This is a genomic window from Sphingomonas faeni (assembly GCF_040407495.1).
In the GTDB taxonomy this organism is placed as follows: domain Bacteria; phylum Pseudomonadota; class Alphaproteobacteria; order Sphingomonadales; family Sphingomonadaceae; genus Sphingomonas; species Sphingomonas faeni_D.
Genome location: NZ_JAPZPP010000003.1, coordinates 399,330 through 424,708, shown reverse-complemented (window position 1 = coordinate 424,708; position 25,379 = coordinate 399,330). Strand labels below are relative to the sequence as shown.

Here is a 25,379-nt window from a genome sequence, read left to right as displayed (position 1 = left end):
CGCGCGTATCTAGGCGACGTGCCCGCGAAGCGCTAGCGCTGTGGCATGAACGACAAACCCAGATATTGGGGCCTCGGCCAACGCGTCGCCCCGCCGCGCTTCATCCTGTTCGTGCTGGTCTTCGCGATCGGGCTGGCCGCACTGATCCCGCGGTTCGGGCTCGGGCGGGGGACGATGGCCGCGTTCGACGTCGCGGCGGTCGTGTTCCTGATCGCGGTCTCGACCTTGTTCCGCAACGCCACCGCGGCACGGATGCGCCGCGCGGCGGAAGAGAACGACGCCAACCGCGCCGTGCTGCTCGGGTTCAGCGGGACGATCATGCTGGTCATCCTGGTCGCGGTCGCCAAGGAATTGCAGGGCAAGAACGACGCGGTCGGGATCGCGCTGACGATCTCGACGCTGGCGCTCGCATGGCTGTTCTCGAACATGATCTACACGCTACACTATGCGCATCTCTATTATGTCGACGATCGGGATGGGAAGGACGCCAAAGGGCTCGACTTCCCAAGTTGTGACGAGCCCGATTACTGGGACTTCGCCTATTTCGCGTTCACGCTGGGGATGACGTTCCAGACCTCAGACGTGCAGATCACGTCACGGCGGGTGCGCAAAGCCGCGCTAGGCCAGTGCATGGCGGCGTTCGTGTTCAACATCGGCGTGCTAGCGTTCACGATCAACGTGCTCGGGAGTGGTTGAGGAGTCCCGGTAAAGGACTGGACGACTGCCCTTTATCGCGATTACACCTCAGGTCATCGTCTCTCAGCCGGAAGGCCCTTCCTTGATCCGCAAGCTTATCGTCGCATCCCTGCTCGCGTCCGCTATTCCTGCGGTAGCGCAGGTTCCAGCAGGCAACACCGCACCCCAGCCGGTGCCGTTCGTCGACACCATTCCCGACGCGGTCGACACGCCCTACCCCGGCACGCTGCTGCTCGACGTCGATGCGACCGATACCGAGCGTGGCATCTTTCGCGTGAAGCAGACGATCCCGGTCGCCAAGTCGGGCCCGATGGCGTTGCTGTATCCGAAGTGGCTGCCCGGCGCGCATTCCCCACGCGGCGAGATCGAGAAGCTCGCCGGTCTCGTGATCCGCGCGAACGGCAAGATCGTCCCCTGGACACGCGATCCGGTGGACGTCTTCGCGTTCCACATCGACGTGCCGACCGGCGCCAAGACGCTGGTCGCCGAGTTCCAGTTCATCTCCGCGACCAAGGGCGACCAGGGCCGCATCGTCATGACGCCGACGATGATCAGCCTCCAGCCGAACCTCGTCAGCCTCTACCCGGCGGGCTATTTCACGCGCCAGATCCCGATCAAGATGACCGTCACCTACCCAACCGGCTGGACCGCCGCGGGTGCGGTGCCGGCCAAGGTGTCGGGCTCGACCTACAGCTACGACACGACCAACTACGAGATCCTGGTCGATTCGCCGACGCTCGCGGGCAAGTACGGCAAGGTCTGGCCGCTCTCCCCCCGCGTCGACCTGAACGTGTTCGCCGACAGCCCCGACCAGCTGGCCGCCAAGCCCGAGCAGATCGACGCGCACAAGCGGCTCGTCGACCAGGCGGTAAAGACCTTCGGCGCGCAGCACTACGATCATTACGAGTTCCTGCTGTCGATCACCGACCAGCTCGGCGGCATCGGCCTGGAGCATCATCGCAGTTCCGAGAACGGCGTCCGTCCCGGCTATTTCACCGAGTGGGAAACCGGCGCCGCCGCGCGCAACCTCCTGCCGCACGAATACACACACAGCTGGGACGGCAAGTTCCGGCGCGGCGCCGACCTGTGGACGCCGGATTTCCGCACGCCGATGCGCGATTCGCTGCTATGGGTCTATGAGGGCCAGACGCAGTTCTGGGGCTATGTGCTCCAGGCGCGCTCGGGCCTCGTCAGCAAGCAGGACACGCTCGACGGCTATGCGTCGATCCTCGGCAATTACGATACCGCGCCGGGCCGTCAGTGGCGCAACCTGATCGATACGACCAACGATCCGGTGATCTCCGCACGCAAGCCCAAGGGCTGGACCAGCTGGCAGCGCTCGGAGGATTACTACAACGAGGGCCTGATGGTCTGGATGGAGGTCGACGCGATGCTCCGCCAGAAGTCCGGCGGGACCAAGTCGATCGACGATTTCGCCAAGGCGTTCTTCGGCGTCCGCGACGGAGATTACGGCGAGCTGACCTACACCTTCGCAGACGTCGCGCAGACGCTGAACGGGATCGTCCCCTATGACTGGGCGACCTTCCTCAACACGCGGCTGACCGAGACCGGCAAGCCCGCCCCGATCAACGGCTTCGCGATGAACGGCTACAAGCTGGTCTACGGCCCCGAGCAGAGCCCGTACCTGAAGCAGGCCGAGAAGACCCGCGGCACCGATGTCAGCTATTCGCTCGGGATGGTGATCAACAAGGAGGGCGTCGTCACCTCGTCGATCTGGGACAGCCCGGCGTTCAAGGCGGGCCTCGACGTCGGCACCGAGATCGAGGCGGTCAACGCCGAGGCCTATTCGTCCGATCGGATGAAGGCGGCGATCCTGGCGGCGCAGGGGACGAAGCTGCCGATTCGTTTGACGGTTAAAAACAATGACCGATTCCGGGATATCACGCTCGATTACCATGACGGGCCGCGCTATCCGCGCCTGCAGAAGGTGGGTACAGGTGACGGCGGGCTCGACAAGCTGCTGATGCCGCGTTGAGCCTTTGAAATCTATCGGTGCCGGCCGCTTCCCACACGAGGAGCGCCGGCACCGTCATATTCGAAAGGACCGCCATGCGTATCGATCTCATCCCGACCGGCAAGAACCCGCCCGAAGACCTGAACGTCATCATCGAAGTGCCGACCGGCGGCGAGCCCGTGAAGTACGAGTTCGACAAGGCCAGTGGCGCGCTGTTCGTCGATCGCATCCTGCACACGCCGATGCGCTATCCCGCGAACTATGGCTTCGTGCCGCATACGCTGAGCCCGGACGGCGATCCGCTGGATGCGCTGGTGATCGCGCGCTCGCCGTTCATCCCCGGCTGCGTCGTCCGTGCGCGGCCGATCGCGGTGCTGAACCTGGAGGACGAAGCCGGCGGCGACGAGAAGCTCGTCTGCGTGCCGGTCGACGCGGTGTTCCCGTACTATGCGAACATCGGCGAGCGCGGCGACATGCCCGAGATCGTATTCGAGCAGATCGAGCACTTCTTCACGCACTACAAGGACCTCGAGAAGACGAAGTGGGTCCGCGTAGGCAAGTGGGGCGATGCCGACGAAGCCAAGCGCGTCACGATCGAAGCGATCGAGCGCTACAACGCCGAGAAGGCCAAGGGCGAAGAGCCGATGGACGCGGACGACACCGCAGGTCGTTGATCTGACGTCAGTCAGTTTATTGCCCCGGATGCGTTCCAAATCCCCCCGGCGCAGGCCCAGGTCCAAATAGAAAGGTCGAGGTAACGGACGACTATCCGTCGTTACCTCTGGCCCCAATTGGGCCCCGGCCTGCGCCGGGGAGGCACTATTTGACGGGACCGGTTCGGTGCGGCGGCAGCTTTCTTACCGCCTCGCCAGCTTTACCAGCGCATCCCCGGACATCCGCTGGATCGTCCAGTCCTCCATCCCGACCGCGCCGACTTTCCGGTAGAACGCGATCGCGTCGGCGTTCCAGTCGAGCACCGACCATTCGAACCGGGCGCAGCCGCGATCGAGCGCCACGCCGGCTAGATGCGACAGCAACGCACCGCCGACCCCCTGCCCGCGCGCGTCCGGCGTCACGTACAAGTCCTCCAGGTACAACCCGCGCTTGCCCGTCCACGTCGAGAAATTGTGGAAGAACAGCGCGAACCCGAGCGGGACGTCTGCAGTCTCCGCGATCAAAGCCTCCGCGGCAGGCCGCTCCCCGAACAGTGCCTCCTCCAGCATCGGCTCGGTAGCCTCGACCGCATCCGGCTCGCGCTCGAACGCGGCAAGCTCGCGGACGAAGCGCAGGATCGTGCCGACATCGGCAGCGGTGGCGGAACGGATGACGGTCATGCACTAGCCTCGATCGATGTCTGCGCGATGTCACGCCGCCGCGCCGCATACAGGCATGCGACCACGATGATCGCCGCGCCAGCCAGCGTGAACGCCGATACCCGCTCGCCGAACACCAGGAAACCCAAGCAGGCTGCATAGACGAACGAAGTGTATTCGGTGGTCGCGAGAAACCCGGTATCGCCGTGCGCATACGCCCAGCCGAGCAGCCACAGCGACGCGGTCGCGAGCCCCGCGGCCAGCAGGAGCTTGGGCCATTGCACCGCCTCGGGCACCACCGCGAGCCAGGGCGCCGCGAGCGCCAGCGTCGCGGTGATGACGAGCGCCTGGAAGAACGCGATCTCGCCCGGCCGCGCCGCCTGGCTCTGCAGCCGTGCGATCACGAGGTTGACCGCATATAGCACCGCCGAGCCAAGGATCGCGAGCGTCCCATGGAACGTCTCGGGTCCGGGCACCTCGCGCCCCTGCCCGATCATCACCACCAGCACACCTCCGAGCGCGGCGATCGACGCGACGGACGTCTTCCACCCGACGCGTTCGCCCAGCGTCACCGCGGCGAGCAACAGCGCGAGGATCGGCGCGATGTAGGTCAGCGAAATCGCCTGCGCCATCGGTACGCGTGCGAGCCCCCAGAAGAACAGCACCGCCATCGCCGTCGTCACCAACCCGCGCGCCAGATGCAGCTTGAGCGCGCGCCCGCTCGGCCGCCCGCTGTTCCCGAACTTCCACGCGACCGCACCGAGCCCGACGCTAATCATCTGCCGCCACAGCAGCGCGTTATAGACGCCGATCGCCAGGACGAGCGACTTCATCACCGCATCCATCATGGAAAACAGTCCGATGCCGAGCGCGGCGATCGCGAAGGCTAAAGCGGGCGACACGATGCGAGAGGTCATCGGAACAGGCGGATATCAGGCGCGATCGGCTGCGGCACCGATTCTCGCCAGCCGCAGCAATTCGGGAAGCGCGGTCCGGACGGCCGCGATCAACGCTGCATTTTCCCTCGATCGTCTATCCGCGGGAACGACATAGTCGTGATGCTGGATGGAGGTCGCAGCGACAACGCCGTGATAGGTCGAACCGGATAGCTCGTCGTTATCGCCGGACGTGTTGGGCTTCGTCGCGACAGCCGTCGCGCACGTTGCGTTCTCGTCATTCATCGCCCGCACATACCAGGGCCCAGGCGTCGCGGCCCGATCCAACGCGGTCAGTGCATCGAGGTCGGCAGCCGTCGTCATGCGTATCCAATACGCCGCATCGAGCCGGCACACCATCTCCGCACGTTGCCCAAAGGGACCGACATTTCGACCCATCGATCCTCCCCCGCAAGGGGAAGGTGGCGCCAAAGGCGACGGAGGGGGAGGACAGGGAACCAGGGGTCATCGCCTGTTACCCTGGGCTTCCGGATTCGCGGGAGAACGAGAAGAAGCCCTGCGCCCTATCCCTCGTCCTGACGAAAGTCAGGACCCAGAGCCAAAAGCGCACCGTACGTGACCCTGGATCCTGACTTTCGTCAGGATGACGGGACGTGGTGGTAGCCCTTTATTCAGCCGCCACCGGCACCAGCGCCGCCATCGCCTCGTCCGCTGCGTCGATCTCAGCCGCCTTCGCCTCGACCAGCCGGACGATGTGGTCGACCATATCGGCGTCCTGGACGTGGTGGTCGGTGACGCCCGACAGATACACCATGTGCTTGCCGTTGCCGCCGCCAGTGATGCCGATATCGGTCTCGCGTGCCTCACCGGGACCGTTCACGACGCAGCCGAGCACCGACAACGACATCGGCGTACGGATATGCTGCAACCGTTCCTCCAGAGCCTGCACCGTGCGGATCACGTCGAAACCCTGGCGTGCGCACGACGGGCACGACACGACGCGGACGCCGCGGTTGCGGATGCCGAGCGCCTTGAGGATCTCGAAGCCGACGCGGACTTCCTCTTCCGGCTCGGCGGAAAGCGACACCCGAATCGTGTCGCCGATGCCGTACCAGAGCAGGCTGCCCATCCCGATCGCCGACTTGACCGTGCCGCCGACGAACCCGCCCGCCTCGGTGATGCCGAGATGCAGCGGGCAGTCGACCTGCTCGGCGAGCTGCTGATACGCCGCCACCGCGAGAAACAGGTCGGACGCCTTCACCGCGACCTTGAACTCGTGAAAGTCGTGGTCCTGCAGCAGCTTGATGTGATCCATCGCCGACTCGACCAGCGCATCGGGACAAGGCTCGCCGTATTTCTCGAGCAGATGCCGCTCGAGCGAACCGCCGTTGACACCGATCCGGATCGCGCAGCCGTTCGACTTGGCCGCGTCGACGACTTCCTTCACGCGCGCCGCCGAACCGATATTGCCCGGATTGATCCGCAGGCACGCCGCGCCCGCGTCCGCCGCTTCGAGCGCGCGCTTGTAGTGGAAATGGATGTCAGCGACGATCGGCACGCGGCTCGCGCGGACGATCTGCTTGAGCGCGGCGGTCGATTCGACGTCGGGGCAGCTGACGCGGATGATGTCGACGCCCGCGTCTTCGCAGCGCCGGATCTGGTCGACGGTCGCGCGCACGTCGTCGGTCGGCGTGTTGGTCATCGTCTGCACCGTGACGGGCGCATCGCCGCCGACGGGGACGTTGCCGACCATGATCTGGCGGCTCTTGCGGCGGGTGATATCGCGCCAGGGACGAAGGGACATGGGGATTCCTCGGGAGTTCGCGGCCTATATAGCGACTTGCGCGCTGGAACGGAACATCGCTGGCCGGAGTAGCGAACGTCGGCCATAGCGGCGCACGGCCTTTGGAGCGAACGCGATGACCCTGTCCCTGTACGATGCGACGATCCCCTCGAACCTCCAGATCCTCCGCGCGGTCGACGCGCTGCTCGACAAGGCGGAAGCATTCGCGGCCGAGAAGGGTATCGAACCCGCGACGTTGATTGATGCGAAGCTAGCCGACGACATGCTGCCGTTTGGCTACCAGGTGAAATCGTGCGCAGCGCATTCGGTCGGCGGGATCGAAGGCGTTCGCGCGGGCACCTTCGCGCCCGATCGCTCGGCCTGGCCGACGGATTTCGCGGGGCTCCATGCCGTGATGCGTGACGCAATCGCCAAGCTGGAAGCGATCGACCGGGAGACGTTCGACGCGCTCGCGGACAACGACACGACCTTCGAGTTCGGCACGTTCGTCATGCCGTTCACCGGCGCGAACTTCCTGCTCTCGTTCTCGCAGCCCAACTTCTATTTCCACGCGAGCACCGCCTACGCGATCCTGCGCGCGCAGGGCGTGCCGATCGGCAAGCGCGACTTCATGGGCACGCCGCGCATGAAGGCGTGAACCGGCGCGGGGAACGCCTTAGCTGCCCGACGCTTGCGGCACCGGCCCCCGCCCCGTAGGGCCGCGCGATGACGCGGCATTTCGGCATGGACTGGCTGCGGATCGGTGCGTTCGCGCTGCTGATCCTCTACCATATCGGCATGGTCTTCGTGCCGTGGAACTTCCATGTGAAGTCGTTCCATGTCGAGGACTGGGTGCGGCTGCCGATGCTGGCGAGCAATGCGTGGCGGCTGACGCTGCTGTTCGTCGTTTCGGGCTATGCCAGCCGCGCGCTGCTCGCCCGGTCGAGCGGCACAGGCGGATTCTTCGCCAATCGCTGCTACCGCCTGCTCGTGCCGCTGCTGTTCGGCATGGCGGTGATCGTGCCGCCGCAACCCTGGGTCGAGCTGGTCACCAAGCACGCTTATGCCGGCAGCTATCTGACCTTCTGGACGCATGATTATTTCCGGTTCGGCAAGCTCGCCGGGCTGTCGCTGCCGACCTGGAACCACCTGTGGTTCGTCGTCTACCTCTGGGTCTACACGAGCGTTTTAACGCTTGGCCTGGTCGTCGTCCGCGGCGATTGGCTGCAACGCGCGTTCGACTGGGTCTTCGGCAGCTGGGCGGTGCTCGTCCTGCCGGTCGCGTGGCTCGTGTTCGTCCACGCCTGGTGGTTCCAGATGGCCGCGGAATCGCAAGCCCTGTTCGGCGACTGGGTCGCGCACGTCACCTATTTCCCCGCGTTCCTGTTCGGCTTCGGCCTAGCCCGTTCCGAGCCCGCAATGGCGGCGATCGCGCGCTGGTGGAAGGTCGGCGCCGTCGCCGCGGTGCTCGGCTATGGCGCGATCATCGGCGTCGAGCTCGAATGGCCGGGCGACATCGTCGCGCCGCGCTGGATCTACCCCGGCTACGGCGTCGCCCACGCGCTCGAGCAATGGGGGGCGATCGTCGCGCTGATCGGAATCGCCGAGCGCCACTGGAACCGCGACCATCGCTGGCGCCGCACGCTGACCGAGGCGGTGTTCCCGTTCTACCTGATCCACCAGACGATCATCGTTCTCGTGATGTACGCGCTGCTCCCCGCCGGCCTGCCGGGCTGGGCGGAGTTCGCGTGCCTGCTCGGCGCGACGACGATCGGCTGCATCGCCTTCTACTGGATCGGCCGCAGCATCGCGCCGCTCCGCCCCCTCATCGGCCTCCGCGCCCTACCCTCGAAAGACTCAGCATGACCTGGACCCTCGTCATCCACGGCGGCGCCGGCAAACTCGACAGCGAAATGGTCTCGCCCGAGCAGGATGCGGGCGCGCGAGCCGGCCTGTCGCGTGCGCTCGACACGGGCTCGAAGGTGCTGGCAGACGGCGGCAGCGCGCTCGATGCGGTCGAGGCGGCGGTGCGCGTGCTGGAGGACGACCCGCACTTCAATTCGGGGCGCGGCGCGGTCTTCACGCATGACGGCACGCTGGAGCTCGATGCCGCGATCATGGACGGGCGCACGCGGGCGGCGGGGGCAGTCGCCGCAGCCACCGCCACGCGCAACCCCGTCGGTCTAGCCCGCGCGATCCTAGACGACGGCCGCCACGTCTTCCTCGCAGGCAAGGGGGCGGATGCGTTCTCGCTCGATCGCGACCTTCCCCAGGCGGATGCCGCGTGGTTCGCCACCGACGAACGCCGCCGTCAGTTCGCCGAGTTCCAAGCCGACGGCGGAGGGTTCGACGTCGACATGAAATACGGCACCGTCGGCGCAGTCGCCTGCGATACGCACGGCCATGTCGCCGCCGCCACCTCGACCGGCGGTGTCACCGGCAAGCGCTGGGGCCGGATCGGTGACACGCCGGTGATCGGCGCGGGGACCTTCGCCGACGATCGCGCCTGCGCCGTCTCGTGCACCGGCTCTGGCGAGTTCTTCCTTCGCGTCGGCGTCGGCCACGAGATCGCCGCGCGCGTCCGCCTGTCGGGCGAGTCGCTCCAGATCGCGGCCGATGCGGTGCTTGCCGAAGTGAAGGCGCTCGGCGGCACCGGCGGCGTCATCGTCGCGGGGCCGGACGGCGACATGGCATGGGGTTTCAACACCGTCGGCATGTACCGCGGACGCGCGTCGTCCGAGGGTAGCCGGACGGTCGCGATCTACGCTAACGAGCCGGCATGAAGCGCTTTCTCCTCGCCGCGATTGCCTCGCTCGGCCTCGCCTCCCCCGTTACCGCGTTCTGGGAGTATGGCCACCAGACCGTCGCGCAGATCGCCTATGCCAACGTCACGCCGAAGACCAAGGCTGCGATCCGCAAGCTGCTCGCGCAACAGGCATTGCTGGATACGCCGACCTGCCCCGCGGGCACGATCGAGGAGGCCAGCGTCTGGGCGGACTGCATCAAGCCGCTGAAGCTGAACGACGGCTCGACGCGCTTCGGCTTTGCCTACAGCTGGCATTACCAGAACGTCGATATCTGCGCGCCGTTCGACCTGACGCCGGCGTGCAAGGAAGGCGACTGCGTCTCGTACCAGATCGACCGCGACGTGAAGATGCTTCGCGACAAGTCGACGCTGCCCCGCGACCGCGTCGTCGCGCTGGCGTTCCTGATCCACTTCGTCGGCGATCTCCACCAGCCGCTGCATGCCGGCGACCGCCACGACAAGGGCGGCAACGACGTGAAGGCGGACTACGGGATCTACGGCCCCGCGCGGTTCAACCTGCATTCGATCTGGGACGGGCCGCTGGCCGAGCGCGCGATCTCGGCGCCGCCGTCGCTGGTAAGGCGGTATCCCGCGGCTGAACGCGCGAAGATCGGCGCGGGGACGGTCGTCGACTGGAGCCGGGAGAGCTGGGAGGCCTCGCATGAGGCGTATGCGGCGGCACTTGGCGGCGACGCGTGCGGTACCGTGCCTGCGCGCGTGAAGATGGACGACGCGACGATCGCCAAGATGGTGCCGGTGTCCCGCGAAGAGATTCGCCGTGGGGGTATTCGGTTGGCAAAGCTGCTCGACAAAGCGCTGGGGTAACCTGCTTTCCCTCGCCCCTCGGGGGAGAGGGAGGGGCCCGCGTACGCTTGTACGTGGGAGGGTGAGGGGCTTGAGGCTCGGACGGTCCGTCCCAACAGCCCCTCACCCTCCCGTCGCCAAGTGGCTCCTCCTTCCCTCTCCCCGGAGGGGAGAGGGACTGCCGCGACAAATCTTAGTTCAACACCACCGTGACCGCACGACGGTTCGCCGCCCAGCTCTGGTCGTCGGAACCCATCGCCACCGGGCGCTCCTTGCCGTAGCTGATCGTCGTCATCCGCGACGACGACACGCCCTTCGCGGCCAGATAGTTCTTGGTCGCGTTCGCACGACGATCGCCGAGCGCGAGGTTATACTCGCGCGTGCCACGCTCGTCGGCATGGCCTTCGATCGTGATGCGCTGGTTCGGGAACTTCGCCAGCCACTGCGCCTGGCTGTCGAGGATCGCGCGCGCGGTCGGATCGATGTCGTACATGTCGAGCCCGAAATTCACCGTGTTCGAGCTGACCGAGCGCTGGAAGTCGGCATCCGACCCCGGCACGATCGCACCACCGACATTGCCGCCGTTCTGGCCCGCATTCGGATCGACCGGCGCGTTGTTGTCGACCGGTGCAGGCGGCAACACTTCGGGACGCTTCTTGGCACAGCCGGCGACGGCGATCAGCGCGGTACACGCGAGCAAGATGTTGGAAAGCTTCGACATAGATAGTCTCCCGTAGAAAATCACGTTTCCCCGTTATGCCCCCATAGCAGGTTCAGGGCCGCAAGGGGCCCCATGCCGGATCGGAGCCGTCGAGCGGCGTCGGGATTTTCCGCTCGTTCACGCCGGTCAGGTCGACCGACCAGAGGTCCGCCTTGCCGCCGCTGCCGCGTCCCGAGCGATAGAAGTTGATCACCCGGCCGTTCGGCGACCAGCTCGGACCCTCGTCCTGCCAGTCGTTGGTCAGCAATTTCTCGCCGCCACCGCTCGGGCTCATGATGCCGATCCGGAAGCCGCCGCCGAGCTTGGTGAACGCGATCAGGTCGCCACGCGGGCTCCACACTGGCGTCGCATAGCGCCCGCCGCCGAAGCTAATTCGCTGCTGGTTCGAGCCGTCCGCGTTCATGACGTAGATCTGCTGGCCACCCGAGCGATCGCTCTCGAACACGATCCGCGAGCCGTCCGGCGAGTAGCTCCCGCCGGTATCGATCCCGGGAGAGTTGGTCAGGCGTTGTGGGGTCCCGCCCTGCGACGATACGCGGTAGACGTCGGTGTTGCCGCCCTGCGCCATCGAGAACAGGATGTTGCGCCCGTCCGGCGAGAAGCGCGGCGCAAACGTCAGGTTCGCGTTCGCGACCACCAGCCGCTGCTTGCCCGAACCGATGTCGTAGACATAGATCGCCGGGCGATTGTTGAGATAGCTCATATAGACGATCGACTGCTGGTTCGGCGCGAACCGCGGGGTCAGCACGATCGACTGGCCGTTGGTCAGGAAGCGGTGATTGGCGCCGTCCTGATCCATGATCGCGAGGCGCTTGATGCGGTGGCCCTTGGGTCCGGTCTCGGACACGTACACGACGCGGCTGTCGAAATACGCGCCTTCGCCGGTGAGGCGGGTGTAGACCATGTCGGCGCATTTATGCCCTGCGCGACGCCAGTCCGACGGCGGCACGACGAAGCCGGTCCGCGTCAGTTCGGCCTTCGACGACACGTCGTAGAGGTAGCAGCCGACCGTCAGGTTGCCGTCGCCGTTGGCGCGGATGAAGCCCTGCACGAGTGCCTGTGCGCCGGTGCTGCCCCAGTAGTCGAACCCGGGCGCGGTGACCTCGGGGAAGGTAATCGAGCGGAGCTGACCCGGCGACAGTGGCGTGAACAGGCCGGAGTTGCGGAGGTCGTTGGTGACGATGTCGGCGAGCTGGCGACCGAGCACGTCGGTCGATCCTGCGGGCGTCGACACCACCGCAGCGGTCGGCATCACGGGAATCGCGATCGGCATCGGCGCGGAGATACCGCCGGTGACGTCCACCACGAGGCCGCCGGACTGGTCGCCTGCCGGGGCCTGCGCTGCCGGATCGGCGGAAGCCTGTTGCGGTGCCGGCGCGGGCGCATCCTGCGCGATGGCCGTCCCGCTGAACGCGAACGCCATCACGGCAGCGGACGAGAAAATCGATCGAGTCATAACGGACATCCTCAGCCGGGAAGTTTGTAGCGCAGGCTGAAATTGCTCCAGCCGTTCTGCACGTCATACAGGTCGTCGGGCAAACCGCGTAGCGGCGAGCACCCGGTGAAGGTCGCGATCGCCAGATCGTCGACGCGGTCGACGTAGCGCCGGTTCTCGTCGTCGACGCCGGCATGATCGCTGATCGTGGGACGCCCCTTGAGCGTGCCGTCACGGTTGAGCCGCAGGTTGATCGTCACGCGAATCCGCTCGGCACCGGGGCCCGGCGTGACCTGGCGGTTGGCGCAGGGTTGCACCTGCCGCAGGATCGCCGAGCCGATGTTCGCCGCCGCCTGCGCGCCAAGCTTGGCGGCCTTGGGCGCTTCCGATTTGCTCGGTGACGGATCGGCCGACAGCCCCTTAAGGAAATTGTCGCCGAGCCGCGAGCCGCGTGGCCGCGAGATCTTGGCCTCCGCGGTCGAGCCGCTGCCCTTGGTCGTGGACGGCTTGGCGGGCTTGGCCGACGACGCGGAAGAGGTCTTGCCCGACGTGGACGACGTCTTCGCCGGCGCAGCGCTGGGCTTGGCCGTAGCCTTGCTCGGCGCAGCCTTTGCCGGAGCTGCCTTCGCCGGGGCGGACTTGGTAGGTGGCGCCTTTTCGGGCTTGGGCTGCGGCTTCACGACAGGCTTCGCGACGGGGGCCGGCTTGGCGGCAGGCTTTGGCGGTGCCGGCTTGGGTTTGGGCTGCGGCTTGGCCACGGGCTCGGGCGCCGGTTGCGGCTTGGGCGCAGGCTTCGGCGGCGCGGGCTTGGGCCGCGGCGCGGGTGGCACGGGATCAGGCTTCGGCTCAGGCTCGGCCTCTTGCGGAGCCGGCGGCGCGGCATCCTCGGGCGCGCCTTCATCCGGCGCGATCGATTGCGCGGGCGTCTCGGCCGATTGCGGCGCGCTCGCCTCCAGCGCGACGTCGGGCACCAGGCTCACGTCGATCGGCTGCTGCTGGATCTTGGGCGGTTCGGGCGCGCTGAGAAAGCCGAGCGACAGCAAGCCGAACAGCACGACATGCCCGACGACGGCAACGCCTAAGCCGATCTTCTCCGAACGATCCATCAGCCGAGCGCCATCAGTTCTGATTACCCTCGACGGTCACCAGCGCGACGCGGTTCAGCCCGGCGCGGTTGAGTTCGCCCATCACGCGCATCACGCGACCGTAATCGAGCTTCCGGTCTGCGCGCAGCAGCACCTGAGGTTCGTCCCCCACCGCACGGCTGGCGGCGATCGACGCGAGCCGGATCGGCAGCGCGTCGTCGGGCACCTGGTCCTTGTCGATGAACAGCGCGCCGGTCTCGTCCATCGATATCTCGACAGGCTTCTGCTCCTGGTCAAGCGCCTTCGCACGCGCGTCTGGCAAATTCACCGGCACGCCCGCGGTCATCAGCGGCGCGGTCACCATGAAGATGATCAGCAGCACCAGCATCACGTCGACCAGCGGCGTGACGTTGATATCCGCCATCGGCGCGCGACGTCCGCGGCCACGCGACGAAGGAAGATTCATCGCCACCTTAGCGCGACCCGTCCAGCTGGCGGCTCAAGGTCGTGTGGAAGCCGTCGGCGAACCGGTTGAGGCTCGCCTCGATCCGGTTGATGCCGTGCGAGAACCGGTTGTACGCGATCACCGCAGGGATCGCCGCGAACAGCCCGATCGCGGTTGCGAACAAGGCCTCCGCAATCCCCGGCGCAACCACCGCCAGCGACGTGTTCTGCGCCGCCGCGATGCTGGTGAAACTCCGCATGATGCCCCACACCGTGCCGAACAGCCCGACGAACGGCGCGACCGAGCCTACCGTCGCCAGCACGTTCAGCCGGTCCGACAGCTTGTCGATCTCGCCCGCAACCGCTGCGCCCATCGTCGTCGCCAGCCGCTCGCGCGTGCCGCTCTTGTCGATCGTGCCACCCGCGGTCGAGCGGCGCCACTCGGTCACGCCGGCGGCGAACACGCGTGCCGATGGCAGGTCGTTCTCGCCCTCCGCCTTGTAGAAGACGTCGATATCCTCGGCCTTCCAGAAATCGCGCTCGAACCGGGTCATGCCCTTGCGCGTCTTGCCGATCCGCCGCCAGAACGCGACGATCAGCGCCCAGGTCCAGATGCTGGCGAGCAACAGCCCGATCATCACGCCCTTCACCACCCAGTCGGCCTGGAGGAACAAGTGGATCGGCGACAGCGTCGCGCTATCCATAGTTAACACCGGATTCATGCTTCCCCCTGCCAGACAAGGCGTTCGTAGATATCGATCCAGGCGCGCGGCTGGCGGCGTGGGCGACCATTGGGAGCGACCAATGCCGCCACCACGTCCGCCTCGGCCAAGACAAGCCCGTCGCGCATGACCCTTTGATGAATGGTGACCCCGGCCGAGCGGACACGGCGTATCCGCGAGACGACCAGCAAAGCGTCGTCGAGCTTCGCCGGCGCGGCGTAGCGGATGGCGACGCTGGCAATCGCATAGGAGCCCTCGCCCGCCTCGAACGTCGCGCGCTGGTCGATCCCGCCGACCCGCAGCATGTCCGACCGCGCGCGCTCCATGTAGCGCAGGTAATTGGCGTGATAGACCGCGCCCGACAGATCGGTGTCCTCGAAATAGACGCGCACCGGAAACCGGTGCTCGCGCCCGTCGAAGCGGCCTTCCGCCGGACGATCTGAAACCTCAGCCATTGCCGCGGCTGTTAACCCAGTCTTTGCAGGTAAGCCAAGCTTTGCCTTCATGATGTCGGCGCTGGCCGGGGACAAGCGAGCGGCGTACGCTGGCAGGCTTCAACGCAGGAGACTCGCATGGCCGATCGTCCCACCAGCGGAATCACACCGTTCCTCGTCATTCGCAACAGGCAGGGTCGCGAGGCACTGACCTTCTACGAAACCGCGTTCGCCGCCACGCTGGTCGAGACGAACGTCGCCGACGACGGCGTCCGGTTGATGCAGGCGAGCCTGCGACTCAATGGCGGTTGGCTGATGCTGTGCGACGAGTTCCCCGAATGGCGCGGTCATGACGAACCCGAACCCGCCGGTATCACGCTTCATCTGCAGGTAGACGATACCGATGCCTGGGTGGACCGCGCGGTCGCAGCGGGGGCGATCGTGACGATGCCCGTCGCCGATCAGTTCTGGGGCGATCGATACGGCCAGGTGCGCGATCCGTTCGGCCATAGCTGGTCGGTTGGATCGCCCATCAAGGCCTGATTACTGGAAGACGCTCGGGTCTAGCTTCAAGCGGGGCTGCGCCGGCGGCACCGGCTGCGAGATCGGCTGGAGCCGCGCCTGCGTGATCGTCTGCACCGGCATGTTCGACGCATATTGGCGCGAGACGGCCAGCTGCGGCTGGACCGGACGCACCGTCCGACCGCGCCATGCGTCGACCGCACGGTAGAAATCGGTGAACGGGCGCTCGAGCACGGGAAGATTCTGTGCCGCGAACGCGGGCAATGCCTCGGCCGTCAGACCGGCGCCCTGCGCGAGTACGGTGCCCGCCGCGGCGCAGAAGTCGTCGCGCGCGGGGGACTGCGAGAAGAAGTTGTATAGCCGGGTCATCGAATCGTCGTAGCGATCCTGCCAGTCGCCGCCGCCTGACTTGTACTCGCTGGCGTAGGTCGCCTCGGCCTTGGCGAGCACCGGCTTCTGCGCCGACAGCAGCGCATTGTAGCCCGCGACGATCACGACTTCCTGCGGCCCGCGACACGCGAGCGCGGCGACGTTGAGCGCGGCGCGGAGGTGCCAGACCTTCGCGGCGGTGGTGAGATTGCGGTTCGGCGTCGGATACGTGCCATCGGCCAGTGCGATCGGGATGACGATGGTCGGCGACGCGCCCTTCGGCATCACCGGGGCGGGCACCGGCACCATGATGACGGGCGGCGCGACCTGCGCAACGGTCTGTGGCTTCGACGTGCACCCGGCCAGCAGGCCCAGCGCGGGAACGGACAGCAAAGCAAACCGACGACTCATCGCAACCACCTCATGATGTCCCCCGACGGGACATTCTTTGCCGGGATTAGGTTAACGAGACGTAAGCCGTACGCGCTTTGCGGCGAGTGGAGAGGGTGCGGGGTTGGCCGCACCTACCCCGGAAGTCGTCCACCCCGGCGAGGGCCGGGGCCCAATTGGGAAGGTCGAGGTAACAGGGCGCGGCGCCAATCAGCAACGTTCCCCCGGCCTCCGCCAGGGTAGTGCTGGAACCAAGCCAACAGACCCGGGATCACCGCAAAGAGAAGATGCCGCCCTATCGACCTCCCGCAAGGGGGAGGATCGAGAGTACCTTAGACCGCGCGCGCCTCTAGCGCGGCCGCAGCCTGCATCATCAACCCGCCGATGATCTCCGCGACCGGCTCCTCGCGCTTGACCATGCCGACCGACTGGCCCGCCATCACCGAGCCATGCTCGACATCGCCGTCGATCACTGCGCGACGCAGCGCGCCGGCCCAATAATGCTCGATCTGCAACTGTGCCTCCGCCATTTCCACGCGGCCGCCGTCCAGATGCCCGGCAACCTCACGCTGCTTCGCCGTGAACAACTCGCTCGACGCGTTCTTCAGCGCGCGAACCGGGATCACCGGCAAGCGCGCATCGATCTGCACGCTGGCGATCGCATCGCGCGCCGACGCCCGGATGAACGCCTTCTTGAAATTGGCGTGTGCGATCGATTCGGTCGCGCAGACGAACAGCGTGCCGAGCTGGACACCGGCGGCACCCATGTCGAGATAGCCCGCGATCGCCTCGCCGCGACCGATCCCGCCGGCGACGAACACAGGCACCTGTTCGGCGATTTCAGGTAGCATCTCCTGCGCGAGCACGCTGGTCGAGACCGGGCCGATATGGCCGCCGGCCTCCATGCCCTCAATCACGAGCGCATCGACACCGCTGCGGATCAACTTCTTCGCAAGCGCCAGCGCCGGCGAGAACGCAATCAGCTTGGCGCCGGTCTCCTTGATCGCCTCGATGCTGCCCTTGGGCGGCAGGCCACCAGCGAGCACGACGTGACCGACCTCGTGCTTGGCGCAGACCGCGATCAGCTCGAACAGGTCGGGATGCATCGTGATCAGGTTCACGCCGAACGGCTTGTCGGTCATCGCCCTGGTCGCGGCGATCTCGGTATCGAGCAGCGCGGGCGTCATCGCCCCGCACGCGATCACGCCGAACCCGCCCGCGTTGGAGATCGCCGACACGAGGTGACGCTCGCTCACCCAGGACATCGCGCCGCCGAGAATCGCGACCTCCGACCCGAGGAACGCGGCGCCGCGCGCCATCCGGCGTTGCAGCCGCTCAGTACCGATCGTCATGCATCCATCCCCGTCGTCCCGGCGCCTGCCGGGATCATGTCGTTATCTATCAAGTTCAAGCCGCATCCTCGGCGTCGAGCCCGTACGCCGTATGCAAAACACGCACCGCCAGCTCGGTATAATCCTCTTCGATCAGCACGCTGACCTTGATCTCCGACGTCGCGATCGCCTGGATGTTGATCCCGCGCTCACCGAGCGTGGTGAACATCGTCGAGGCGACGCCCGCATGGCTGCGCATGCCGACGCCGACGACGGACACCTTGGCGACGCGCGTGTCGTGGACGATCGTCGCATAGCCGATCGCGTCCTTCGCCTTGTCGAGCACGTCGAGCGAGCGCGCGAGATCCGCCGCGGGCACCGTAAAGGTCACGTCCGTAGAGCCAGTTGAATGCGCGACGTTCTGCACGATCATGTCGACGTTGATCCCCGCGTCCGCGAGCGGCGCAAAGATCGCCGCGACCGAGCCCGGCCGATCGCTGACCTGCGTCAACGTGATCTTCGCCTCGTTCTTGTCGTGCGCGATGCCGGTGATGAGCTGGCGTTCCATATCGTCGATTTCCTCTTCGCCCACGATCAACGTGCCGCGGTGACCATCATTGGTGTCGCCATCCTCAAACGAGGACAATACGCGCACACGCACATTCTCTTTCATCGCCAGGCCGACAGACCGCGTCTGCAACACCTTGGCACCGACGCTGGCGAGTTCCAGCATCTCTTCGTACGTGACCTTGCTCAGTTTCCGTGCGCGGGGCACGATCCTGGGATCGGTCGTGTAGACGCCGTCGACGTCGGTATAGATGTCGCAGCGATCCGCCTTCATCGCCGCCGCCATCGCGACCGCCGACGTATCCGAACCACCGCGGCCCAAGGTGGTAACGCGCTGGCCATCCGCGACGCCCTGGAAACCGGGGATCACCGCGACGACACCGTCCGCAAGGCTCGCGTCGAGCGCGGCCGTGTCGATCTCGCCGATGCGGGCCGAGCCATGGGCGTCCGACGTGTTGATCGGCAGCTGCCAGCCGAGCCAGCTCCGCGCCTTGCACCCGGCCGCCTGCAAAGCGATCGCGAGCAAGCCGCTCGTAATCTGCTCGCCGGCCGAGACGACGACGTCATATTCCTTTGCGTCGTACAACGACGACGCCTCGCGGCAGAAGCCGACCAGCCGATCGGTCTCGCCCGCCATCGCGGAGACGACGACGGCGACCTGGTTGCCGGCGTCGACTTCGCGCTTCACGCGGGCGGCGACGTTGCGGATACGCTCGATCCCAGCCATCGACGTCCCGCCGAATTTCATCACGATACGGGCCATTGGCAGCGCAAATCCCTTTGGGTCGAAGCGGCGGCCCTGATAGGTAGCGCGCATGATACTGGCAAGCGACACCGTAACGAACGCAACAATCGATCCGCGCGAGGCCGCGCATTTCGGCACGATGGCAAAGGACTGGTGGGATCCGAAGGGCTCGTCCGCCCCGCTCCACAAGCTTAACCCGCCACGGCTGCGCTATATCCGCGAGCAGGTGGACGCGCATTGGGGTGGCGATGGTGCGACCTTCACGCCGCTGGCGCGGAAGACCGCGCTCGACGTCGGTTGTGGCGCGGGGTTGCTGTGCGAGCCGTTAGCGCGGCTCGGTGCAGAGGTTACGGGGATCGATGCGGCACCCGAGAATATCGCGGTTGCGGAGATCCATGCAGCGCAGAGCGGCTTGGCGATCGACTACCGCGCGGGGGGCGTCGAGGGGCTGGTCGGGCAATTCGATCTGGTCACGAGCCTTGAGGTGATCGAGCATGTCAGCGACCCTGCCGGCTTCGTGCGCGGTCTCGCGCGGACGTTGGCGGAGGGCGGGTTGCTGATCCTGTCGACGCCCAATCGCACGCCGTTGTCGCGGCTGGCGATGATCACCGTGGCGGAGGGTGCCGGCGTCATTCCCAAGGGCACGCACGACTGGAACAAGTTCCTCACACCCGAGGACCTGACCGCGTTGCTGAACAACGCGGGGCTTCGCGTGACGGATACGCGGGGGCTGAGCTTCTCGCCGGCGACCGGCTTCACGCTGAGCGATTCGACCAACCTCGACTACTTCCTGACCGCGGTAAAAGCCTGACTCGTGCCCTACACGCCTCCACCCCGGCGAAGGCCGGGGCCCAATTGGGAAGGCCGTGGTAACGAAGCGCCACCCTCAGTCATAACCGTCCCCCAATTGGGCCCCGGCCTCCGCCGGGGTGGTCGCGAGCGGGGTGGAGCAGAGTAATGGAGAACACCCCTCCCCAACGATGTTCACCCGCGAAGGCGGGTGCCCAGTCTGGGCACCCGCCTTCGCGGGTGAACAATCTTTTGGTGCTCGCAGGGCTGGCGATATTCTTCATCGCGCTCGCGCTTCTCCGCCCGGTGGACCACGACGAAAGCCAGTACGTCGCCGCCGCCGCGCTCACCGCACACGGCCTCATCCCCTACCGAGACTTCGCCTACCTCCAGACCCCGCTCCAACCCTATCTCTTCGCCCCGATCGCAGCGCTAACCGGCACTTGGACTTGGCCCGCCCTCCGCATAACCAACGCCCTCCTCGGCACAGCCACCATCGCCGCAGTCCACCGCGCAGCCCGCATCGGCGGCGCCAGCACCCGCGCCGCCGCCATCGCCGCCGCGCTGTTCGCCACCTGCGACATCCTCCTCTTCAGCATCGGCACAGCCCGCAACGACGCACTCCCCGCCGCTTGCCTCGCGCTGGCCCTCCCTGCGATCGTCAGAACCGCGCGCGACCAGGCAGGCCGCCGCGACGCGATCGTGATCGGCGCGCTGCTCGCCGCCGCCGCGACCGCCAAAATCTCCTACGCGCTCCCCGCGCTGACCTACGGCATCTGGACGCTGTTCCGCGCCGACCGCCGCCCGTGGTGGACCCTGCTTGGCACGCTCCCGTTCGTGGCACTGACGACCGCGCTGTTCCTCCAGGCCCCCGAAAGCTTCCTGTTCGGCGTGATCGGCTTTCCCGGCCAGGCACCCACCGAATGGTACCAGACCCGCCCGTGGAAGCTGTCGAACGCGGCGAAGATCATCGACATCCTCAAGTTCCTCGCGCTCGGCCCGCCCCTGCTCGCGATCGTCGCCACTAGGGGCAAGCGCCACCGCTGGCACCTGATCCTCGACCTGCTGATCCTCGCCGGTCTAGTCGCCGCGCTCGCGCCGGTACCGACGTGGCGGCAGTATCTGCTGCCGATGCTGCCTGCGCTGTTCGTCCGACTGGCACTGGTCTGGCACGCGTACCCACCCGGCAAGGCGATGCGGATCGTCGCGGTCGTCTTCGCCTGCGCCGGACTCGCCCCCACCGTCGAGGCCGTCGCGAGCGGTGGCATCCCGATGCTTGACGCGATGCGCGATGCCGCCGCGGTTCGCGAGACACTGGACCGCGAACGTGTTGCCGGCCCGGTCGCCACACTCTCCCCGCAATTCCTCCCCGGCCCCGCGATCGACCCGCGCTTCGCCACCGGCCCCTTCTATTTCCGCAGCACCGCGTTGCTCGACGCATGTCAGGAGTACGCCCTCCACCTCGTATCGCAGGCCCGGACGCATCTCCTCGGCTATCCGTCCGCCATCCTCACCGGCGGTGAGGGCGTCTGGAGCAGCGGTGACGATCGGATCGATGCAGTCCTGGCCGCCTACGCCCGACATCACGGCTATCGCGCGGTCCCCGTCTCCGGCACGCGATTCACCCTGTACGTCGCACGCCGTGTTTCGCCGCGACCAGCCCCGCATAATAATCCATAAGCTCCACCGCATGCTCGCGGTCGCTGCGGACGTGCCGCGCCGCCACCGCAGCCGCCCGCCTGAGCAACGCCGGATCGCGCGCGAACAATCGTCCGATCGCCGCCGCCGCGCTCTCAGCATCGCGCGCCGCGTAAAGCTCGCTCGCATGGCGGTCCGCGACCTCCGCGCACCCGCCCGTATCCGGCACGATCAGCGGCAGGCCCGACGCCATCGCCTCCGACGCGACCAACCCGAACGGCTCCGCCTCCGACCCGTGAATCAGCGCATCGCAGCTCGCCATGATTCGCGCGAGCCGCTCGCGGTCATACACCGGCGCGAACATCCGGATGTGCGGCGAGCCGCCGATCCGCCGCTGGATCGCCTTGGTCTGCGCCCCCGCACCGATCAGGACCAGCCCGACCGGCAAAGTCGCCCCCGCCCGCGCCACGGCATCGACCACCAAAGGCCAGCGCTTCTCGCCGTGATGCCGCCCGAGCCCGAGCAGCAGCATGCCGTCCTCGGGCAACCCGCACTGCCGCAGCAACGCCGCACGCAACCGCGGATCGCGCAGGTCCGGCGAGAAATGTCCACGCTCGATCCCCAGCGGCATCGCCGCGTCGATCCGCAGACCCCGCGCGCGCAACCGCTTCTCAAGCGCCGGGCCGTTGGTGACGACGACATCGTATTTCTCGAGGAAGCGCCGCATGTACCGGCTGTACCAGGCGAACCCGCGCTCGATCTGGTCATGGCTCGCGACGCCCGCGAACCAGCGCTGGGCATAAGCCGCGATGTTGTCGTTGTGCATGAAGAACGACTTCACCGCCCGACCCTGCCAGTCGCCAACGAACCAAGCCGGCCGCCACGGCGAGCAGCATTCGACCACGTCCGGATCGAGATCGTCGAGCACCCGGTGGATCGCACGCTCTTCCCAGAACAGCCCATAGTTGCGATCGAACGGCATCCCCGGCGACTTGAGATAGAGGATCCGCCCGCCGCCCGGCCGCTCCTCGACGCGGTCCTCCCTGCCCGGCGCGACGACGATCAACTCATGGCCCATGTCCGCCATGATCCCCATCTTCCGGTCGACATAGGTCCGCACCCCGCCGCCGGTCGGCGAGTAGAACTCGTTGACGTCGACCACTCTCACGGCGTGACGGGCCCAAACCCGCCAAGCCCGCGCAGATACTGCACGGTGATCCGCACCGTCGTCACGCCCGCGCCGACCTCGACCAGCGCCTGCCCGACCTTGGGCCGCGACCGCCCGAGCTTCACGTTGCTCGCGAAACCCGCCCCATCCGACCAGACACTGAACTTGTTCTTCCCGTCGCGATTATGCGTCAGCAACAGCGCATAGCGGCCCGGCCGCGGCACCCGGATGCACAGGATCGGCGACCCGGTCAGCGGCGTTGGCACCACGACCCGCCGAAACGTCTTGCCCGCCGCGATCAGCACGCGGTCGTCCTTGAGAAAATCCACTTCCTCGCCCGGATAGAGTTCGAGCTTCAACTCGCCCGTGCGATCCTTCAGCCCGGTGAGCTCGACCGCGATCGCCGGCCCTTCTCGCGGCCGGCACGCCGCTGCATCGCTGCCCAGAACCTGTGCGCCCGCCGATCCCACCGACACGACCGAAGCAACCAGAGCCAAGCCATAGCGAATCATGCACGAATCCGATCGAGTGCCGCGTGGATGCCGAACAGCACGATCAGACCGACATGCACCAGCAAGGTCGCCGCCGCCGTAAACGCCATCAATTCCGACAGCGCCTGATCCTGCCCGATCAGCAGGATCGCGATATTGGCGAACAACAGGTCCTTGTTCGGCACCAGCGGCAGCCGCGACACGAGCAGGCGCCCGGCGGCGAGGAACAGCCACATCCCCATCGGCACGCCCGGCAGCGCGAAATGCCACGCGAACGCGATCAGCACCGATCCGCACAGCAGCCGGATGCAGTGGATCCCGAACACCCACCACAGCTTCGCCCTCGGCAAAGAAAACACGCGGCGCGAGAAGATCAGGAACGGCAGCGAAATCGCCAACGTCACGCCCGCCGATGCCAGCACCGTCCGGAACTGGTCGTGTGTAAGGAGATGCCGCCCGAGCAGCAACGCGATCGCCACCAGCAGCAGCGTGACCGCATTGCCCGCGATCGCCGACAGGATCGACACGTCCTTCACCGCGCCGAACGGCGACGCCACCATCCGCGCCTTCGCCCGCGCCCAGGCATAGAAATACGCATCGCCGGAGTATCCGAACACGACCTCGTTCGCGATCCGCTTCTTGATCAGCGCGACGAGGCCGCCGAGCGGGATGCCCCATAGCCGGCGGAAGATGACGTAATCCCCGGTCGGCGGCGACATGTAGAGCAGGCCGAAGCACAGATAGAAGCGCGGATCGCTCGGCACCGACCGCGTGAGTCCGGCCAGCCCATGCCCGAGCAGTTCGCGCCCCAGCCCGGCGATCATCGCCAGTGTCAATACCGCGCCGATGATTGCGGGCCAGCGACTGCCGATCGTCTTCAGCGGCTCGAGACCTGCACGGGCGATATCGGCATAGCCCTCAGTATCGGCAGTGTTCGCACGCGTGTTCAATCGCCGGTCCTCAAGCCATTCCGTCGCCCCTCGATCGGCCCAATAGCCGCCTGTCGGCACGCGTGCACGCAAAGTCGGTTTCATTCGGTCGCGATCTCCGCTCTACCAATCGCGCATTATGATGACCGCTATATTTCAGTGACGTCCCCGCCGCCGCTCGCCCGGCACATCCTGACCTACGCCGAGGACCTGCGTGGCGGCGGGGTCGAGCGTGCGCAGTTGCGGCTCGCGCGCGGCTGGCTGGCGGCGGGGCGACGCGTGACGCTGGCGATCGAGGATATTGCCGGGCCGCTAGCGGCGGAACTGCCCGACGGGCTTGAGATCGTTTCACCCTCGCGGTTGCTTGCGTTCCCGAAGGTCGTGCAGCGGCTCGCCCCCGACGTGATCTTCTGCCCCGGCAATTTCTATACCGGCATCGCGGCTTGGACCCGTCTTCGGCTTGGCAAGGCCTGCCCCCCCATCATCGCGAAGATGTCCAACGCCCCCGCGCGCGCCGATCACGGCCGGCTGATGCACGTCGCGCATCAGCTCTGGCTCGCGCGCCATGGCAGCTTCCTCGATCACCTCGTCGCAATGACTCCGGCGACCGCGAACGAGGCGGCGCGGGCAACGCACATGGTTGGTCGCACGAGCATCATCCCAAATCCGCCGGCGGTGCCGATCCCCGGGGACACGCTAGACTTGCCCGCGCGCTACATTCTCGGCGTCGGCCGACTCGAACCGCAGAAGCGTTGGGACCGTCTGATCGCCGCGCTCCCGCGTCTCACGGATCAGACCATTCCACTGGTGATCCTTGGTGAAGGCGACGAGCGCGGCGCGATCGAAACGCAAATCTGCGCGCTAGGCTTAGCGGACCGTGTTCGCCTGCTCGGCCACAGCACCGATCCGCTACCGGTCATGGCCGGCGCGCAGGTGGTCGTGCTGACCTCCGACTATGAAGGCGTACCCGGCGTGTTGCGCGAGGCGCTGTCGGTCGGCACGCCTGTGATCTCCACCGACTCGAGCGCGGCGGTAGCGGAGATCATCGACCGCGCGGATCGCGGTACGATCGTCGCGCGGGACGATGCGATGGGGCTGATCGCGGCGTTGAATTCATGGCTAGTGCCGACTGCGCAACGGCCGGAGGCGGTCCCGCAACCCGGCGCAGATTCGGCCGACCGCTACCTCGCGCTCTTCGATCGGCTGGCAAGGCGGTAGCGCCCTAACCTTTCTTGCCCCCGCCCCATTGTCGGTCTCCGCCCCCATCTTCCGTCATCCAAGCGGACGCGGGGACCCATACTGGCAAACTTCGGAGGATATGGGTCC

27 protein-coding genes are annotated in these 25,379 nt (G+C 66.7%); 11 read left to right on the top strand and 16 right to left on the bottom strand.

The genetic code is table 11. The features are described from left to right. Positions 1-45: 45 nt before the first annotated feature. The 3 genes from O6W96_RS12040 to ppa all read left to right on the top strand — a co-directional run bounded on the left by O6W96_RS12040 (position 46) and on the right by ppa (position 3,345). Positions 46-696: a DUF1345 domain-containing protein gene (locus O6W96_RS12040; protein ID WP_353469765.1), complete on the top strand. Its 651-nt coding sequence runs from the start codon at positions 46-48 to the stop codon at positions 694-696. Positions 697-778: 82 nt separating this feature from the next. Next, entirely contained in the window at positions 779-2,692 is a 1,914-nt protein-coding gene (locus O6W96_RS12035) for a M61 family metallopeptidase (RefSeq protein WP_353469764.1), read from the top strand. Positions 2,693-2,766: 74 nt separating this feature from the next. Further along, positions 2,767-3,345: an inorganic diphosphatase gene (gene ppa / locus O6W96_RS12030; protein ID WP_353469763.1), complete on the top strand. Its 579-nt coding sequence runs from the start codon at positions 2,767-2,769 to the stop codon at positions 3,343-3,345. A 183-nt stretch (positions 3,346-3,528) separates the two neighbouring features. Here ppa and O6W96_RS12025 read toward each other — a convergent pair whose 3' ends face one another. From O6W96_RS12025 to ispG, 4 genes are all read right to left on the bottom strand, one after another. Beyond that, entirely contained in the window at positions 3,529-4,005 is a 477-nt protein-coding gene (locus tag O6W96_RS12025; protein ID WP_353469762.1) for a GNAT family N-acetyltransferase, read from the bottom strand. Continuing rightward, a complete protein-coding gene (locus tag O6W96_RS12020) occupies positions 4,002-4,901 on the bottom strand; it encodes a DMT family transporter (RefSeq protein ID WP_353469761.1) in 900 nt (299 codons plus the stop codon). The genes O6W96_RS12025 and O6W96_RS12020 overlap by 4 nt, the downstream gene beginning before the upstream one ends. Before the next feature lie 15 nt (positions 4,902-4,916). Continuing rightward, complete coding sequence (locus O6W96_RS12015; RefSeq protein ID WP_353469760.1) at positions 4,917-5,243, bottom strand: hypothetical protein; 327 nt, start codon at positions 5,241-5,243, stop codon at positions 4,917-4,919. A gap of 304 nt (positions 5,244-5,547) precedes the next feature. Next, positions 5,548-6,684 (bottom strand): flavodoxin-dependent (E)-4-hydroxy-3-methylbut-2-enyl-diphosphate synthase, encoded by a 1,137-nt coding sequence (ispG, locus tag O6W96_RS12010; RefSeq protein WP_353469759.1) that lies wholly within the window; start codon positions 6,682-6,684, stop codon positions 5,548-5,550. 115 nt (positions 6,685-6,799) lie between these two features. Here ispG and O6W96_RS12005 point away from each other — a divergent pair, with 115 nt between their 5' ends. The 4 genes from O6W96_RS12005 to O6W96_RS11990 all read left to right on the top strand — a co-directional run bounded on the left by O6W96_RS12005 (position 6,800) and on the right by O6W96_RS11990 (position 10,294). Next, complete coding sequence (locus O6W96_RS12005) at positions 6,800-7,321, top strand: DUF1993 domain-containing protein (protein WP_353469758.1); 522 nt, start codon at positions 6,800-6,802, stop codon at positions 7,319-7,321. 68 nt (positions 7,322-7,389) lie between these two features. Then, positions 7,390-8,529, top strand: coding sequence for an acyltransferase family protein (locus tag O6W96_RS12000; protein WP_353469757.1), 1,140 nt, complete (start codon positions 7,390-7,392; stop codon positions 8,527-8,529). Further along, complete coding sequence (locus tag O6W96_RS11995) at positions 8,526-9,446, top strand: isoaspartyl peptidase/L-asparaginase family protein (RefSeq protein ID WP_353469756.1); 921 nt, start codon at positions 8,526-8,528, stop codon at positions 9,444-9,446. The genes O6W96_RS12000 and O6W96_RS11995 overlap by 4 nt, the downstream gene beginning before the upstream one ends. Then, positions 9,443-10,294 carry a S1/P1 nuclease gene (locus tag O6W96_RS11990; RefSeq protein WP_353469755.1) on the top strand — a complete coding sequence of 284 codons (852 nt, stop codon included), beginning with the start codon at positions 9,443-9,445 and terminating at the stop codon, positions 10,292-10,294. Before O6W96_RS11995 ends, O6W96_RS11990 begins: the two co-directional genes overlap by 4 nt. Before the next feature lie 172 nt (positions 10,295-10,466). On the opposite strand, the gene pal is transcribed toward O6W96_RS11990, so the two are convergent. Genes pal through O6W96_RS11960 form a run of 6 tightly spaced genes read right to left on the bottom strand, consistent with a single transcriptional unit; the run spans position 10,467 to position 15,135 of the window. Then, complete coding sequence (pal, locus tag O6W96_RS11985) at positions 10,467-10,994, bottom strand: peptidoglycan-associated lipoprotein Pal (protein ID WP_107964487.1); 528 nt, start codon at positions 10,992-10,994, stop codon at positions 10,467-10,469. Between the two features lie 52 nt (positions 10,995-11,046). Further along, positions 11,047-12,450: a Tol-Pal system beta propeller repeat protein TolB gene (gene tolB / locus O6W96_RS11980; protein WP_353469754.1), complete on the bottom strand. Its 1,404-nt coding sequence runs from the start codon at positions 12,448-12,450 to the stop codon at positions 11,047-11,049. Between the two features lie 11 nt (positions 12,451-12,461). Next, positions 12,462-13,535: a cell envelope biogenesis protein TolA gene (locus O6W96_RS11975; protein ID WP_353469753.1), complete on the bottom strand. Its 1,074-nt coding sequence runs from the start codon at positions 13,533-13,535 to the stop codon at positions 12,462-12,464. 13 nt (positions 13,536-13,548) lie between these two features. Beyond that, entirely contained in the window at positions 13,549-13,986 is a 438-nt protein-coding gene (tolR, locus tag O6W96_RS11970) for a protein TolR (protein ID WP_353469752.1), read from the bottom strand. A 1-nt stretch (position 13,987) separates the two neighbouring features. Then, entirely contained in the window at positions 13,988-14,680 is a 693-nt protein-coding gene (gene tolQ, locus O6W96_RS11965; protein WP_056053223.1) for a protein TolQ, read from the bottom strand. Further along, positions 14,677-15,135: a YbgC/FadM family acyl-CoA thioesterase gene (locus O6W96_RS11960; protein ID WP_107964484.1), complete on the bottom strand. Its 459-nt coding sequence runs from the start codon at positions 15,133-15,135 to the stop codon at positions 14,677-14,679. Before O6W96_RS11960 ends, tolQ begins: the two co-directional genes overlap by 4 nt. Positions 15,136-15,252: 117 nt before the next feature. Between O6W96_RS11960 and O6W96_RS11955 the strand changes: the two genes are divergently transcribed. Continuing rightward, complete coding sequence (locus O6W96_RS11955; RefSeq protein ID WP_353469751.1) at positions 15,253-15,657, top strand: VOC family protein; 405 nt, start codon at positions 15,253-15,255, stop codon at positions 15,655-15,657. Here the strand turns inward: O6W96_RS11955 and O6W96_RS11950 are convergent, their stop codons facing one another. From O6W96_RS11950 to O6W96_RS11940, 3 genes are all read right to left on the bottom strand, one after another. After that, complete coding sequence (locus tag O6W96_RS11950) at positions 15,658-16,416, bottom strand: hypothetical protein (protein WP_353469750.1); 759 nt, start codon at positions 16,414-16,416, stop codon at positions 15,658-15,660. It lies immediately after the preceding gene. A 311-nt stretch (positions 16,417-16,727) separates the two neighbouring features. After that, positions 16,728-17,747 carry an NAD(P)H-dependent flavin oxidoreductase gene (locus O6W96_RS11945; protein ID WP_353469749.1) on the bottom strand — a complete coding sequence of 340 codons (1,020 nt, stop codon included), beginning with the start codon at positions 17,745-17,747 and terminating at the stop codon, positions 16,728-16,730. Positions 17,748-17,802: 55 nt separating this feature from the next. Further along, entirely contained in the window at positions 17,803-19,056 is a 1,254-nt protein-coding gene (locus O6W96_RS11940; RefSeq protein ID WP_056054666.1) for an aspartate kinase, read from the bottom strand. 52 nt (positions 19,057-19,108) lie between these two features. Here O6W96_RS11940 and ubiG point away from each other — a divergent pair, with 52 nt between their 5' ends. Both ubiG and O6W96_RS11930 read left to right on the top strand, forming a co-directional pair. After that, positions 19,109-19,849 (top strand): bifunctional 2-polyprenyl-6-hydroxyphenol methylase/3-demethylubiquinol 3-O-methyltransferase UbiG, encoded by a 741-nt coding sequence (gene ubiG, locus O6W96_RS11935; protein ID WP_353469748.1) that lies wholly within the window; start codon positions 19,109-19,111, stop codon positions 19,847-19,849. 218 nt (positions 19,850-20,067) lie between these two features. Beyond that, positions 20,068-21,507 (top strand): DUF2029 domain-containing protein, encoded by a 1,440-nt coding sequence (locus O6W96_RS11930; RefSeq protein WP_353469747.1) that lies wholly within the window; start codon positions 20,068-20,070, stop codon positions 21,505-21,507. Here the strand turns inward: O6W96_RS11930 and O6W96_RS11925 are convergent. Genes O6W96_RS11925 through O6W96_RS11915 form a run of 3 tightly spaced genes read right to left on the bottom strand, consistent with a single transcriptional unit; the run spans position 21,449 to position 24,158 of the window. Beyond that, positions 21,449-22,633 carry a glycosyltransferase gene (locus O6W96_RS11925; protein ID WP_353469746.1) on the bottom strand — a complete coding sequence of 395 codons (1,185 nt, stop codon included), beginning with the start codon at positions 22,631-22,633 and terminating at the stop codon, positions 21,449-21,451. The genes O6W96_RS11930 and O6W96_RS11925 overlap by 59 nt on opposite strands. Beyond that, positions 22,630-23,145: a DUF2141 domain-containing protein gene (locus tag O6W96_RS11920; protein WP_353469745.1), complete on the bottom strand. Its 516-nt coding sequence runs from the start codon at positions 23,143-23,145 to the stop codon at positions 22,630-22,632. Before O6W96_RS11920 ends, O6W96_RS11925 begins: the two co-directional genes overlap by 4 nt. Further along, complete coding sequence (locus O6W96_RS11915) at positions 23,142-24,158, bottom strand: hypothetical protein (protein WP_353469744.1); 1,017 nt, start codon at positions 24,156-24,158, stop codon at positions 23,142-23,144. Before O6W96_RS11915 ends, O6W96_RS11920 begins: the two co-directional genes overlap by 4 nt. A gap of 54 nt (positions 24,159-24,212) precedes the next feature. Between O6W96_RS11915 and O6W96_RS11910 the strand changes: the two genes are divergently transcribed. Next, entirely contained in the window at positions 24,213-25,271 is a 1,059-nt protein-coding gene (locus tag O6W96_RS11910) for a glycosyltransferase (protein ID WP_353469743.1), read from the top strand. The last annotated feature ends 108 nt before the right edge of the window (positions 25,272-25,379 follow it).

What these genes read in the sequence shown, in the direction of transcription:
- O6W96_RS12040 (WP_353469765.1), top strand. Translation starts at nt 46, where the DNA reads ATGAACGACAAACCCAGATATTGGGGCCTCGGCCAACGCGTCGCCCCG.
- ppa (WP_353469763.1), top strand. Translation starts at nt 2,767, where the DNA reads ATGCGTATCGATCTCATCCCGACCGGCAAGAACCCGCCCGAAGACCTG.
- O6W96_RS12025 (WP_353469762.1), bottom strand. Translation starts at nt 4,005, where the DNA reads ATGACCGTCATCCGTTCCGCCACCGCTGCCGATGTCGGCACGATCCTG.
- O6W96_RS12020 (WP_353469761.1), bottom strand. Translation starts at nt 4,901, where the DNA reads ATGACCTCTCGCATCGTGTCGCCCGCTTTAGCCTTCGCGATCGCCGCG.
- O6W96_RS12015 (WP_353469760.1), bottom strand. Translation starts at nt 5,243, where the DNA reads ATGACGACGGCTGCCGACCTCGATGCACTGACCGCGTTGGATCGGGCC.
- ispG (WP_353469759.1), bottom strand. Translation starts at nt 6,684, where the DNA reads ATGTCCCTTCGTCCCTGGCGCGATATCACCCGCCGCAAGAGCCGCCAG.
- O6W96_RS12005 (WP_353469758.1), top strand. Translation starts at nt 6,800, where the DNA reads ATGACCCTGTCCCTGTACGATGCGACGATCCCCTCGAACCTCCAGATC.
- O6W96_RS12000 (WP_353469757.1), top strand. Translation starts at nt 7,390, where the DNA reads ATGACGCGGCATTTCGGCATGGACTGGCTGCGGATCGGTGCGTTCGCG.
- O6W96_RS11995 (WP_353469756.1), top strand. Translation starts at nt 8,526, where the DNA reads ATGACCTGGACCCTCGTCATCCACGGCGGCGCCGGCAAACTCGACAGC.
- O6W96_RS11990 (WP_353469755.1), top strand. Translation starts at nt 9,443, where the DNA reads ATGAAGCGCTTTCTCCTCGCCGCGATTGCCTCGCTCGGCCTCGCCTCC.
- pal (WP_107964487.1), bottom strand. Translation starts at nt 10,994, where the DNA reads ATGTCGAAGCTTTCCAACATCTTGCTCGCGTGTACCGCGCTGATCGCC.
- tolB (WP_353469754.1), bottom strand. Translation starts at nt 12,450, where the DNA reads ATGACTCGATCGATTTTCTCGTCCGCTGCCGTGATGGCGTTCGCGTTC.
- O6W96_RS11975 (WP_353469753.1), bottom strand. Translation starts at nt 13,535, where the DNA reads ATGGATCGTTCGGAGAAGATCGGCTTAGGCGTTGCCGTCGTCGGGCAT.
- tolQ (WP_056053223.1), bottom strand. Translation starts at nt 14,680, where the DNA reads ATGAATCCGGTGTTAACTATGGATAGCGCGACGCTGTCGCCGATCCAC.
- O6W96_RS11960 (WP_107964484.1), bottom strand. Translation starts at nt 15,135, where the DNA reads ATGGCTGAGGTTTCAGATCGTCCGGCGGAAGGCCGCTTCGACGGGCGC.
- O6W96_RS11955 (WP_353469751.1), top strand. Translation starts at nt 15,253, where the DNA reads ATGGCCGATCGTCCCACCAGCGGAATCACACCGTTCCTCGTCATTCGC.
- O6W96_RS11950 (WP_353469750.1), bottom strand. Translation starts at nt 16,416, where the DNA reads ATGAGTCGTCGGTTTGCTTTGCTGTCCGTTCCCGCGCTGGGCCTGCTG.
- O6W96_RS11945 (WP_353469749.1), bottom strand. Translation starts at nt 17,747, where the DNA reads ATGACGATCGGTACTGAGCGGCTGCAACGCCGGATGGCGCGCGGCGCC.
- O6W96_RS11940 (WP_056054666.1), bottom strand. Translation starts at nt 19,056, where the DNA reads ATGGCCCGTATCGTGATGAAATTCGGCGGGACGTCGATGGCTGGGATC.
- ubiG (WP_353469748.1), top strand. Translation starts at nt 19,109, where the DNA reads ATGATACTGGCAAGCGACACCGTAACGAACGCAACAATCGATCCGCGC.
- O6W96_RS11920 (WP_353469745.1), bottom strand. Translation starts at nt 23,145, where the DNA reads ATGATTCGCTATGGCTTGGCTCTGGTTGCTTCGGTCGTGTCGGTGGGA.
- O6W96_RS11915 (WP_353469744.1), bottom strand. Translation starts at nt 24,158, where the DNA reads ATGAAACCGACTTTGCGTGCACGCGTGCCGACAGGCGGCTATTGGGCC.